Origin of the sequence: Cystobacter fuscus (assembly GCF_044360685.1) — a bacterium.
Classification (GTDB): Bacteria; Myxococcota; Myxococcia; order Myxococcales; family Myxococcaceae; genus Cystobacter; species Cystobacter fuscus_C.
In genome coordinates, this window is sequence record NZ_CP043491.1 from 10,307,215 (window position 1) to 10,319,775 (window position 12,561).

Consider the following 12,561-nt stretch of genomic DNA (forward strand, 5'->3'; position numbering starts at 1 on the left):
CTCGTGAGGGCGGGGGTATGCTGGCCGCCCCCACAGAGAGGACGGTTCATGTTGGAAGCAGTCACCGCGGAGGAGAACAAGAAGAACGCCGCCACGGCCACGCTCCACGCGCTGATCGCGAGCGAGTGGCAGTACCAGCTCGAGCACTGCCCCACCTATGCGTCGGTGCTGGGCGACCGCCGCTGGAACGACCGCTGGGACGACCGGAGCCTCACCGCCATCGAGGCGGACCATCAGCACAACCTCCAGATTCTCGCGAGGCTCCAGGAGCTGGATCGCCAGCAGCTCCCCGCCGAGGACCAGCTCACCTACGACCTGTTCCGCCGCGACTACGAGCTGTGGATCGAGGAGCACCGGCTCAAGTGGCACCTGTTGCCCACGAACCATATGGGCGGGATCCCGGAGGGCATCAAGCAGCCTCCGGGCCTCCAGACGGCCTACCAGCTCGCCGACACGCTGCGCTTCTCGACGACGAAGGACTATGAGGAGTGGATTACCCGCCTCGACGGCTTCGGCACCTACGTGGAGCAGATCATCGCGCTCATGCGCGAGGGCATGCGTGAGCGACTCATGTTTCCCCGGATCGTCCTGCAGCGCATTCCGCCCCAGCTCGAGAAGCAGCTCGTGGAGGACCCCACGAAGAGCGGGTTCTACAGTCCCTTCACGCGCTTTCCCTGCAGCATCCCCGCGTCCGAGCAACAGCGGCTGTCCGCCGCCGGCCATGCCGCCATCGCGCGCGGGGTGCTGCCCGCGCTCACGCGCTTCCACCAGTTCCTGACCACCGACTACATCCCCGCCGCGCCCGAGCAGGTGGGTGCCTGGCAGTTGCCGGAGGGGCAGGCGCTGTATGGCTTCTTCGCTCGCAAGTACACGACGACGAACCTGCTCCCGGAGCAGATCCACGAGCTCGGACTGGCCGAGGTCCAACGCCTCCACGCCGAGATGGAAGCGGTGAAGGAGAAGACGGGCTTCCAGGGCTCGCTCCACGAGTTCTTCCAGTTCCTGCGCACGGACCCCCGCTTCTATTGCAAGAGCGGCGAGGAGTTGCTGTTGCGCTATCGCGCCCTCGCCAAGCAGATCGACCCGCGCCTGGTGAAGCTGTTCAAGACCCTGCCGCGGCAACCCTATGGCGTCGAGCCGACCCCGGAAGCCATGGCCCCGGATGCCACCACGGGCTTCTACTACCCCGCCGCGTCCGACGGCTCGCGCCCTGGCACGTATCTGGTGAATCTCTATCGTCCCGAGACGCGGCCCACCTGGGAGATGGTGCCCCTCACGCTGCACGAGGCCATGCCCGGACACCACCTGCAGACGTCGCTCGCCGCCGAGCAGGAGCAGCTCCCCGACTTCCGGCGCTACGGCTACCACGTGGCCTACGGCGAGGGCTGGGCCCTCTACTGCGAGACGCTGGGAGACGAGCTCGGACTGTACGACGACCCGTACGACAAGTTCGGTCAGCTCTCCTACGACATGTGGCGCGCCGTGCGGCTGGTGGTGGACACCGGCATGCATGCCCGGCGCTGGAGCCGGCAGCAGGCCATCGACTACTTCCTGGAGAACTCGCCGCGCCAGTCCCTGGACGTCATCAACGAGGTCGACCGCTACCTCGTCTGGCCGGGTCAGGCCCTGGCCTACAAGGTGGGACAGCTCAAGTTCCGCGAGCTGCGCACGCGGGCCGAGCGCGAGCTGGGCGCACGCTTCGACGTCCGCGAGTTCCACGACGTGGTGTTGCTCGGCGGCTCCCTCCCGCTGGACATCCTGGAGCAGCGCGTCGAGGCGTGGGTGGCCAGGACCCGCCTCGCCTTAAAGGGTGGATGAGCCCCGTTGCGCCCTGGCGGCGAGCGGCACGACGGGTCGCGTGGCCGTTCCCGCGACTCGGGTTAGGGTGACGCCCCTTTCTGGAGGATGTCACATGAGACGAGTCCTGCTCACCGCCGTGATTCCCACCCTGCTGCTCTCCGGTTGCGCCAGCACCACCGCCGCGACGCCCTCGGAGCGCCCCGCTTCGGCGGCGCCCCACCCCACCATTGCCGCGCTCGACGAAGCGCTCTCTGGCGCCTGGCGCGATCCGAAGAATGTCGCCCGTGACGTGTACCGCCATCCGAAGCAGACGCTGGGCTTCTTCGGCGTCACGCCGGACCAGACGGTCATCGAGATCACACCCGGTGGTGGCTGGTACAGCGAGATCCTCGCGCCGTATCTGCGCGACAAGGGCCACTACGTCGCCGCGGTGTGGGACGACGCGATCCCCGGTCAGCCCAAGTACCGCTACGAGCTCAACCAGAAGCTGCGCGAGAGGTTCGCCGGCAACGCCGCGGTCTACGGCACGCCCGACGTGCGCGTGTTCGATCCCGCGAAGCCGGACTTCGGCGCCGCCGGGTCGGCCGACACGGTGCTCACCTTCCGCAACGCGCACAACTGGGTCAGCGACGGCACCGCACCGGCGTACTTCAAGGCGTTCTTCGACGTGTTGAAGCCGGGAGGCACCCTGGGCGTCGTCGATCACCGCGCCAAACCGGGGACCGACCTCGAGGTGATGAAGAAGTCCGGTTATCTGACCGAGGAGCTGGTCATCGAGCTGGCCCAGGGCGCCGGGTTCGTGCTCGCGGACAGGAGCGAAATCAACGCCAACCCGAAGGACACCGCCGACCATCCCAACGGTGTGTGGACCTTGCCTCCCAGCAACAGGCACGACGCGGCCGACGATGCGAAGTACCAGGCCATCGGCGAGAGCGACCGCATGACGCTGCGCTTCACCAAGCCCGCCGGCGCCCGGTGATGGAAGGGTGAAGACAAGGGGGAAGGTGTCAGAGGATTCGAGCCTTCCCCCCACGAGGCACCTGATGGCCTCCCTGCCTGCTCAGCGGCGCGCGGTCACGACGGGCTCATAGAAGCCCGACGCCTCGGGTGGGTGCCAACGGATGTGCGTGAAGCCCGCCGCGCCGAGCGCCGCATCCAGTTCGACGCGCCGGAGCGCGCGGTACACCGTCCTGTGCTGGGCCGTCTCCCAGTGCCCACCGCGCTGGCGCACGAGGAAGAGCGAGAACGCATAGGTGCGGCCATCCCCAAAGCCATTTCTCTCCAAGGAAAAACGTTTTCCTATACTTACCCAGCAAAACATGTAATAATGGCCCTCGGGTGGCGTCTCTCCATCCGTTTCGGCTGTAGGTGTCCTGGGACCGGCATGCCCGAGGCTCTCCCTCCCGCACGTCACCGCCGAGCTTCGCGCGGTCGAGCGGATTCTCCCCCTCCGCTCGGGAACAACTGCTGCCTTCAGAGAGAAGGAAAACCATGCGCTTGAAATCCCCACAAAAGGGAAGGGTGTCTTCGGCTGTGTTCCTGGCGGTTGCCCTGGCGTCGGCCTGTGGAGGCGCCGACAACACTGTCACCCCAGACACGGACAGCGAGCTGCTGAGCGCCGCCTCCACGCCCCTGGCGGTGATCGACGCGAAGACCCTGACGGACACCACGGCGCCGCTGTTGCTGCCGCTGGCCGGGACCCGGACCTACAGCGCTCCGGTCGAGACGTCGAGCGGGCATGAGCCCTCCAATTACAAGGCGGCGCCCCTGGTGCCGAGCATCGTGCCGGCCAAGAGTGATCCGACGGGAGGCGTGCTGACCTTCGAGCGTGAAACGGCGCCCCTGGAAGGGTGGCATGCCTGGGCCCGCGACGGAGCGGCTGGCAAGCATCGCCAGGTGCTGGTCTCCGGCGGCTCCTCGGCGGCGGCGAACCGTATCTACACCGTGTACACCAAGGAGCAGCTGGTCAATGCCATCCGCGAGGCCAGGAACGAGCCCAAGATCATCCGGGTGGTCGGGCACATCGACTTCCGGGTGGATGGTGGCGTGTTCAAGGAATACACCAGCTATGACGACCTGAAGAGCGGCGGCTCCCTCTTCATTCCGTCCAACACCACGCTCGTGGGAATCAAGGACGCGAGTGGCAAGCCCGCCAGGATTTCCGGTACGCAGCTGCTGATCGGCAACGAGAACGCCAACTTCGAGGTGGACTTCAAGGCCTGGGTGGCGGCGGGAAAGAACCCGGATGCCTTCCCGGGTTGGACCCGCAACGTCATCGTCCGCAACCTGGCCATCGACACCATGTGGGACGTGAATCCGGAGGATTCAGCCAACGCCTATGCCGACGGCATCTGCGTCTCCTGGGCCCAGAATGTCTGGATCGATCACATCACCCTGACGGATCTCCCGACACCGTCGTCCTTGTCCTCGGATACGCGCCATGACGGAGGCCTGGACGTGGTACGTGGCTCCGACTACGTCACCATCTCCAACAGCTACTTCACCGTGCACGGCAAGACGACCCTGGTGGGCAACAGCGACGGCGGGCGGCAGTGGAGCGATGAGGGCCGTCTCCATGTCACCTTCACCGGCAACCACTGGCAGGGCGTGAACAGCCGGACGCCGCGAGTGCGCTATGGCCAGGTGCACATCTACAACAACCTGGTGACGGGTGACACCAACCCGAGCGCCGCCAATGGCACCATTCCCGCCGGAGCGGCCGCGTCGGACGTCAAGTTCGAGAGCGCCATCGGCGTGGGCTACAAGGCCGACATCCTGGCGGAGAACAACTACTACAACATGAAGACCCTCAAGCCGAAGGAGGTCTGCGGCAAGCTGGTGACCGATCACGGCAAGGGGGTGAGCTTCCGCAGCAGCGGGGCCCGCTTCATCAGCAACAAGGACGACGCCGGCAAGCCCATGACGGCCACGATCGACGTGCAGTTGCAGGGCTGCGACGGCATCCCGGTGGCCAACCTCTGGACCCCGCCCTACAGCTACACGCTGCAGCCGGCGGACACCGCCAAGACGGCGGTCCTGGCGAACGTCGGCGCGGGCAAGCTGTAATCCGCCAGCCGACGACCCGGGTGGGACTCAGACACGAAGCTCGCGCGGGGCGGACGGGCGCCCCGTGTGGCCAAGCACCTGCTCCACCTGCACCGCCCGGTGTGCGTACGTGTGCTCGGCCAGCACCCGGCGGCGAGCCGCGTCACCCAGCTCGCGCACCCCCTCGTCCGTGAGGCACAGCACCGCCTCGGCCACTTCCAATCCATCCCGGGCCACCAGGCACTCCCGCCCGGGCTCCAGGAACAGCTCGATGCCCTCCCAGGTATCGGTGACGAGGCACGAGCCCGCTCCCGCGGCGGCGAACAGGTGCGAGGTGGGCGAAAAGCCAAAGCGCGCCATTCCCTCACGACTCACGTCGAGCACGGCGCGCGCCGAGCCCCGCACGACGTTGTGCTCGCACGGGGTGAGGTCGCCCAGGTAGTGCACGTTGGCGGGGCGCGGCCGGTCCGCCCACCCCGCGCCCCCGAGCAGGAAGTGTTTGTCCGGCAGCAGGTCCGCGGCCCGCAGGAAGAAGCACTCCACGCGCGAATCCAGGTCCGGCAGCCGATCCTCCAGCAGCGCCAGGGCATAACCGAAGCGTGGATCCATGGACACCGGGTAGTGCACATCCGGGTCCACCGCGCTGTACACCGGTACGCAGTCGCGTGCCCCCAGGTCCCGGTAGGCCAGCATCACCCGGTCTCCCCCACCCTGGGTGAGGATGCGATCGTAGAGCGGCACGAGCGCTCGCAAGGAGTCCCCCGGCTCGCGCAGCAGGCGCTCCAGGGTCACTGGCGCGTCCAGGTCCCAATACACCACCTGGGTGCGGCCCGAGCGCAGCTCCAGCACCCGGTGGTTGAGCAACTCATCGTGGACGCCCCCGCCGCTGGCCTTCACCACCACGTCCGCGCCCCGCGCCTGCTCCAGACACCGCTCCAGCCCCGAAGTGTCCTCCGCCGGGTACACCACGACGCGCGCCCAGGGCGGCGTCGGTATGGCGTGCTGGAGTGGATGGCCGGCGAGCGCTGGCTCGTAGCAGGTGATGTGGTGCCCGCGCGCGTGCAGCGCCCGGAGAATACCGCGGTAGTACATCGAGGCCCCGTTCCACCACGCCGAGGCAAGGCTCGCGCCAAAGAAGGCGATCCGAAGTCCCTGGCTGCGCATGTCCGCTCCTTTTCCCGCGCCCACCAGCCCCCCCAGACGGGTGTCGACGCGGGCTTCCCCCTCAAAGAACCCGTGAGCGGCCCCAATCCGCTCCCGTCTTCGCCCGTGCCAGCTGGGGCTGGGAGGGCACACTCCGCTGGGAGAGTTCCCCCATGCGGCCGTAGAGCGCAACGTAGGCATCCGCCATGCGCTCCGGGGAGAACTCCAGTGCCCTCGTCCGTGCAAGGGTGGACATACGGCCCCGCAGGACAGGCTCCGACACCAGCCGGCGCAGCGCCCGCCCCCACATCTCCGTGTCTTCTGGTGGCACGAAGACGGCGGCGTCCTCCCACATCTCCCGCAGGGGAGGGATGTCACTCAACACCAAGGCACACCCGGCGAGCGCGGCGCCAAGGGCGGCCAGGCCCGAGGGCTCCTCGCGCGAGGGGAGCACGAACAGGGAGGCCCGGCCGAGGCGCTCCGCCAGCGCCGCGCGGGGCAGTTCCCCCAGCAGGTGCAGGGCGCGCGAGCGCACGAGGCCGCCAGCGGGGTGCTCGCGGGCGCCGGCCACGAGCACGGGCCAGTCCAGCCGGGGCGCCACTGCCTCCAGCACCTCCAGGTTGCCCGCCTCGTCCCACGGCGCCCCCGTGGTGAAGAGGGAGGGCTCGCGCAGCGGGGAGGGCGGAAAGTCCACATGGCGGCGCGCGGGCGGAATGACGCTGGTGGAGGACAGGGCGCCGGCCTGAAGCTCCAGGGACTCGAGCAACGCGTGGGAAGGCGCCACCACGTGGCCCGCGGCCCTCAACCCCCGCGTCACCTCCGCGAGATAGCGCGGCTCGCGCCGTGCTCGCGCCAGGGGGCACGCATGGCCCACCACCAGCGGCTTGCGCTTCCAGGGCAGCGCGCCGTGGCAGTAGCCGTTGAGATGGACCACGTCCGGCAGGTACCTGGCCTCCAGTTCCAACAACCAGGCCCCCGCCTCGGCGACGTCGTCCCAGGCATCCGGCATGTCCTCGGAGCGCCAGACGCTCTGCTCCACGCGCAGCCCGGGCACGTCACGCGCCTCGGCCCACTGTGCCAGCGTGAGCGGAGCGCCCAGGGTGGCCAGCGTCACCGCCAGACCCCGCTCGCCCAGGGCCCGGCTCAGCTCCAGCGCGCACGTCCACGCCTCTCGCGAGGACTGCGTGCTCATGAGCACGTGACGCACCCGTCCCTTCCCGCTCGGCGGCGCGGGAAAGGAAAACGGGGACGAAGGACGCTCACGCATGGGTAAGAGGTAACACGGCCTCGCCAGGCCACCAGACAGGGGGCCCCCTGCCTCCGGGCTGGTGAACGGAGCCGCCCCGAGGCGATGACTCGTCAACGCTCGGAGTGACCGGGGACGGACATCACGCCCCGACACGAAAGAACGTCCTTGTCAGGTCATTTCGCTCTGGGTGGGGGGAAGCGGCACGTGTGGAGCATGGGGCGCTGTCCTCGTCACCTCGAGCAACGCCACGTCCTTCATCGCCGCGTGGAGGCGCTACCGCGCGCCGCAAAAGGAACTCTTCCCAGCCGCCAGGTTGGTGCTCAACGTCAACCGTGAGTCCGTGGGACGAGTTCTCCGGGACGAGTTCTCTGACACCTGCTGCTTGGGTGTCTCGTTTCAGCTCTCATGTGATTCGAGTCCGAACACCTTCTCCGGAGATCAGGATGCCGCATCGCGGCAAGCGCCTTCCTGCTCGTCTGGGCCCGCGAGTCCAAGCGCTGACGTCTGCTTCTCGATAGCCATGACGCAGCAGGGCAAGGCAACTCAACACATGCCGCCCTCCGCGGTATCTCGCGCCAGATTGATTTTTCGGACTATCCAAGCGCATCCAGGGAGGCTATATCCTCCCCGGAAAACGTTTTCCCTGGTAGACACGAGCCGTGAGCCAGCGTGCCACCCACACGCGGGCAGACCGCCTTGTGGTGTTCCGGTGCTTGTACCCGACAACAACGAGATTGGCGCGGCATGACGAGCCGTGCCATGCACGGAGACACTCATGCAACCCGCCGCCGTCGTCACCAGCGCTCACGTCTCCAGCCGCTATCGCTGGACCGTGTGTGCGCTGCTGTTCTTCGCGACCGTCATCAACTACATGGACCGGCAGATCCTCGGCCTGCTCGCGCCGGTCCTCCAGAAGGACATCGGCTGGTCGCAGGTGGAGTACGGCCGCATCGTCATCTCGTTTTCGGCCTTCTACGCGGTCGGGCAGTTGTGTTTCGGCCGCATCGTCGATTGGCTCGGCACGCGTGTGTCGTACGCGGTGGCGATGGTGATGTGGAGCGCGGCGGCGATGCTGCATGCGGCCGCGGGCTCGGTGGCTGGCTTCGCGTTCATGCGGGCATTGCTCGGCCTCGGTGAAGGCGGCAACTTCCCGGCCGCGATCAAGGCGACCACCGAATGGTTCCCGCGCCGCGAGCGTGCGCTCGCCACGGGCATCTTCAACTCGGGAGCGAACATCGGCGCGGTCTTCGCACCGGCGATCATTCCGCCGCTGGCGCTCGCGCTCGGCTGGCGCGCCGCGTTCGTGATCATCGGCGCGATCGGCATCGTGTGGATGGTGTTCTGGCTCACCATCTACCGTCCGGCCGATGCCGCCACGCAGGCCGCGTACGAGGACGCCGAGCCGGTGCACGCCGACACGGGCACTGGTTCCCCCGGCTGGGGAGTGCTGATCCGCAAGCGCCAGACCTGGGCGTTCCTGCTCGGCAAGTTCCTGACCGATCCGGTGTGGTGGTTCTATCTGTTCTGGCTGCCGAAGTGGCTCAACGAGGCGCGCGGCATGGACCTGCAGCACATCGGGCTGCCGCTCGTGTGCATCTATGCGCTCACGACGATCGGCAGCATCGGCGGCGGTTGGATTTCATCCACGCTGCTGCGCAACGGCTGGAACGTGAACCGCGCGCGCAAGACGGCCATGTTCATCTGCGCGTGCTGCGTGCTGCCCATCGCCTTCGTCTCCCAGGTGGAGAACCTGTGGGGCGCGGTGGTGATCATCGGACTGGCGGCGGCGGCGCATCAGGGTTGGTCGGCCAATCTCTACACCATCGTGTCGGACCTCTTTCCGCAGCGCGCCGTCGCCTCGGTGATCGGCATCGGCGGAATGGCGGGCGCCTTCGGAAGCGTGCTGTTCTCCGAAGTCATCGGACAGGTGCTCCAGCGCACCGGCCACTACTGGGTGCTGTTCGTGATCGGTGCCCTCGGCTATCTGCTCGCGCTCTCGATCATGCATCTGCTGGTGTCGGACATGAAGCCCGCCAGACTCGATACGTGAGCGGCGGGCAGTGAGGCGGCGCGCCGCGCATCGTCCGCGCGGCCGCCGCTCGCGCTGCGGCTCATCCGCGCCGGGCGGTGGACTCGCGCACGATCAGCCGCGGCTCGAAGGTCGCGTACCCACTGTCGGTCACGCCGCTCAGCGCGTCGAGGAGTTTGCGCATCGCGAGCTCGCCCATCTTCTCGCTCTGGATGTCCACCGTGGTGAGCGACGGTGCCGAGTACTCTCCGTAGGGCACGTTGTCGATGCCGGTCACCGACACGTCCTGCGGCAGCCGGAACCCGAGCGAGGCCGCTTCCTTCATGAAGCCGAGCGCGATCAGATCGTTGTAGCAGATGACCGCCTCGGGCCGGTTCGGCCCCAGCATCACGCGCGAGCACGCGCGTTCGCCGGCCTGCGCGGTGGGTGCATGCGCATCATGGACCTCGAGTGTCAGGCCGGACTCGGCGAGGCAGGAGCGGGCGCCGCGAATCCGCTCGTCGTTGATGCGCGCCTGCCCGAAGCCGAGATACGCGATGCGCCGATGTCCCTGGTTCAGCAGATGCCGCGCGAGCATGTAGGTCGCCAGCTGGTTGTCGATGCCGACGCTCGGAATCGGCAGTTGCTGGCTGCGGCGCAGCAGCACGACGGGCTTGTTGAGCTCGAGCAGCCATTGCGATGCCTCTTCGGGCATGCGCGAGCTGACGATCAGACCGTCTACACGTTGTGCGAGCGCTTCGATCAGCGGCCGCTCGCGCGCCTGGTTTTCCTCGGTATCGACGAGCAGCAGCGTGTAGTCGTGCTGCAACGCGACGCGGTTCGCGCCCTTCACGACACCGGTGAAATGCGGATTGCTGATGTCGAGGATCGTCAGGCCGATGGTGCGCGTCTCTCCGGTAATCATCGAGCGCGCCAGCGGATTCGACCGATAGCCGAGCTGCTCGATGGTCGCCTTCAGCTTCGCTTCGACCGGCGCGGAGAAGCGCTGCGCGCCGTTGATGTATTTCGACACCGTGGCGACCGACACGCCCGCGGCGGCCGCCACGTCGCGAATGGTCGGTGAGGGTTTTTTCATTGGAAGGTAATGTTTCCTCGCAGTGTTAACCAATTTTCGCAGGAAAGCAGCCAGCGTGGTACGGCAAAAGTTTCGGTGTCCCAGGGCCGCACGCGCCCGCGCTGCACCGCGCGTGGGCCGGAAAACGTTTTCCCCCGCATGTTTTCTCCGTTAAAGTTCGGCTCGGTTTTCCCGCCCGGGTCGGCGAATCTCTCCACCGGGCGAACCCGTCCGCAGTCCACTCCGAGTACGAGGAGCTCTCGATGAACAACCCATCCACGCCACGCAAACCCTTCCGTCGACTGCTTCTGACCGGCGCAGCCGGCAATCTCGGCCGCCAGTTGCGTGGTGCGCTCGCCCAATGGGCGGACATTGTCCGCGTCACCGACCTCGCCCCACTCGGCGAGGCCGCCGCACACGAGGAAGCCGTACAGGCCAACCTGGCCGATCGGGAAGCCGTCTACGGGTTGCTGCAGGATGTGGATGCGGTGGTGCACCTGGGTGGCATTTCGGTCGAGGCACCGTTCGACGATCTGCTCGAGGCGAACATCCGCGGCACCTACAACCTGTACGCGGCGGCACACAAGCATGGCGTGAAGCGGGTGGTCTTCGCGAGCTCGAATCATGCGATTGGATTTCATCCGGTCACCGAGGTGCTCGACGCCGATTCACCGCTGCGGCCCGATTGCCTGTACGGCGTGACGAAGTGCTTCGGCGAGTCGCTGTCGCGCTACTACTTCGACCGCTTCGGCATCGAGACGGTGTGTCTGCGCATCGGCTCTTCGTTCGAGGAGCCCAGGAACCCGCGGATGATGGTCACCTACCTGAGCTACCGGGATTTCATCGAGCTGGTGCGCTGCTCGCTGTTCACCAATCGGGTCGGGCACGCCATCGTCTATGGCGTGTCGGACAACCCGATGAAATGGTGGGACAACACCAAGGCGTCGTTCCTCGGCTTCCGGCCGAAGGACAGCTCGCAGCAATTCGCCGAGCGCTTTCCGCCGAGCGCGCCGACCGCGGATCGCGACGATCCGGCACAACGATTCCAGGGCGGCGCGTTCGTGATCGGCGAGCCGATGGAGCGCAATCGATGAGCATGAAGGTGAGCGTCGAGCGCATCGAGGTGGCGGGGCGCGCGCAGGTAGGCGAGTGCCCGGTCTGGCGCGCGTCGGAGCAGGCGCTGTACTGGGTGGATATCCCCGCCCGCCGGATCGTCCGGATGCACACGGGCTCGGGCCGCCGCTCCGAATGGGTCCTGCCGGAACATGTGGCGTGCATCGCATTCGACCGGGGCGGGACGGTCCTCGCCGGGCTCGAGACGGGACTCTTCGCGGTGACGCTCGCCGCCAGCGGAGCACCCGGCGCGACGGCCGAGGCGCGGCTTCGCCCGCTCGCCGCGCCGGCCTTCCCCGCGCCCGGCATGCGTTTCAACGACGGGCGCTGCGATCGCCAGGGGCGCTTCTGGTCCGGCACCATGGTGAAGGACATGTCGCTTGGCAGCCCGGCCGGCGCACTGTTCCGCTTCGACACACAGGGTACGCTGTCGGCGCCGATCGTCGACGGGCTCATCACGCAGAATGGGCTGGCATGGTCGCCGGACGGCGCGACCATGTACTTGTCCGATTCGCATCCGACACGGCGGATGATCTGGGCCTTCGACTTCGACACGGAGACGGGCACGCCGCACAACCGGCGCCTGTTCGCCGATCTGCATCACTACGCCGGCCGGCCCGATGGCGCCGCCGTCGACGCCGACGGCTGCTACTGGACATGCGCGAACGACGCGGGGCGGCTGTTGCGATTCACGCCCCAAGGCAAGCTGGACCGGGAGATCGCGGTGCCCGCCGTGAAGCCGTCGATGTGCGCTTTCGGAGGCAACGGTTTGGATACGTTGTTCGTGACATCGATCCAGCCAGCAGGCAGTGCCTCGGATGACGACGGCGCGGTATTCGCCGTGAGGCCGGGCGTATGCGGCCTGCCGGAGCCGGAGTATGCCGGCACGCTGTGAGGGCCGGGCACGGCCGCGTTGACAGGCAGTAGCGGCGAGGGGGGCGAGTTGTTCACGGCCCCCCTGGCCACGGGGGGTCGAGGCTCGAGCCATCACAGCCAAGATGCCCAGGCCCCTGCCTGCTCAACACAAACAGTCAAGCAACAATCCATACGGTCCCGCCTCTCGCCGCACCCACCCACCGGGGACCCTGAACGTATTGACATACGGCAGACCAATTCGAGATAATCATG

10 protein-coding genes are annotated in these 12,561 nt (G+C 67.4%); 6 read left to right on the plus strand and 4 right to left on the minus strand.

Annotated features, from left to right (window positions below):
• Positions 1–48: 48 nt before the first annotated feature.
• Positions 49–1,818: a DUF885 domain-containing protein gene (locus F0U63_RS42270; protein WP_395839689.1), complete on the plus strand. Its 1,770-nt coding sequence runs from the start codon at positions 49–51 to the stop codon at positions 1,816–1,818.
• A gap of 94 nt (positions 1,819–1,912) precedes the next feature.
• Positions 1,913–2,779, plus strand: a complete 867-nt coding sequence (locus tag F0U63_RS42275) for a class I SAM-dependent methyltransferase (protein ID WP_395839692.1) — start codon at positions 1,913–1,915, stop codon at positions 2,777–2,779.
• Positions 2,780–2,860: 81 nt separating this feature from the next.
• Here F0U63_RS42275 and F0U63_RS42280 read toward each other — a convergent pair whose 3' ends face one another.
• Positions 2,861–3,085 (minus strand): hypothetical protein, encoded by a 225-nt coding sequence (locus F0U63_RS42280; protein ID WP_395839693.1) that lies wholly within the window; start codon positions 3,083–3,085, stop codon positions 2,861–2,863.
• A 236-nt stretch (positions 3,086–3,321) separates the two neighbouring features.
• On the opposite strand from F0U63_RS42280, the gene F0U63_RS42285 reads away from it, so the two are divergent.
• Positions 3,322–4,866 (plus strand): polysaccharide lyase family 1 protein, encoded by a 1,545-nt coding sequence (locus tag F0U63_RS42285; protein ID WP_395839695.1) that lies wholly within the window; start codon positions 3,322–3,324, stop codon positions 4,864–4,866.
• Between the two features lie 27 nt (positions 4,867–4,893).
• Here F0U63_RS42285 and F0U63_RS42290 read toward each other — a convergent pair whose 3' ends face one another.
• Together F0U63_RS42290 and F0U63_RS42295 are read right to left on the minus strand one after the other, a co-directional pair.
• The gene (locus F0U63_RS42290) at positions 4,894–6,009 is read right to left on the minus strand and encodes a glycosyltransferase (protein WP_395839698.1); all 1,116 of its coding nucleotides are present in this window, start codon (positions 6,007–6,009) and stop codon (positions 4,894–4,896) included.
• Positions 6,010–6,070: 61 nt separating this feature from the next.
• Entirely contained in the window at positions 6,071–7,195 is a 1,125-nt protein-coding gene (locus F0U63_RS42295; RefSeq protein ID WP_395839701.1) for a glycosyltransferase family 4 protein, read from the minus strand.
• An 817-nt stretch (positions 7,196–8,012) separates the two neighbouring features.
• On the opposite strand from F0U63_RS42295, the gene F0U63_RS42300 reads away from it, so the two are divergent.
• A complete protein-coding gene (locus tag F0U63_RS42300; RefSeq protein WP_395839704.1) occupies positions 8,013–9,287 on the plus strand; it encodes an MFS transporter in 1,275 nt (424 codons plus the stop codon).
• Between the two features lie 61 nt (positions 9,288–9,348).
• Here F0U63_RS42300 and F0U63_RS42305 read toward each other — a convergent pair whose 3' ends face one another.
• The gene (locus F0U63_RS42305) at positions 9,349–10,341 is read right to left on the minus strand and encodes a LacI family DNA-binding transcriptional regulator (RefSeq protein ID WP_395839706.1); all 993 of its coding nucleotides are present in this window, start codon (positions 10,339–10,341) and stop codon (positions 9,349–9,351) included.
• Between the two features lie 242 nt (positions 10,342–10,583).
• Here F0U63_RS42305 and F0U63_RS42310 point away from each other — a divergent pair, with 242 nt between their 5' ends.
• Together F0U63_RS42310 and F0U63_RS42315 are read left to right on the plus strand one after the other, a co-directional pair.
• On the plus strand, positions 10,584–11,414 hold the full coding sequence (locus F0U63_RS42310) for an NAD-dependent epimerase/dehydratase family protein (RefSeq protein ID WP_395839708.1): 831 nt from the start codon (positions 10,584–10,586) through the stop codon (positions 11,412–11,414).
• Positions 11,411–12,328, plus strand: coding sequence for an SMP-30/gluconolactonase/LRE family protein (locus F0U63_RS42315; RefSeq protein ID WP_395839711.1), 918 nt, complete (start codon positions 11,411–11,413; stop codon positions 12,326–12,328). The genes F0U63_RS42310 and F0U63_RS42315 overlap by 4 nt, the downstream gene beginning before the upstream one ends.
• The last annotated feature ends 233 nt before the right edge of the window (positions 12,329–12,561 follow it).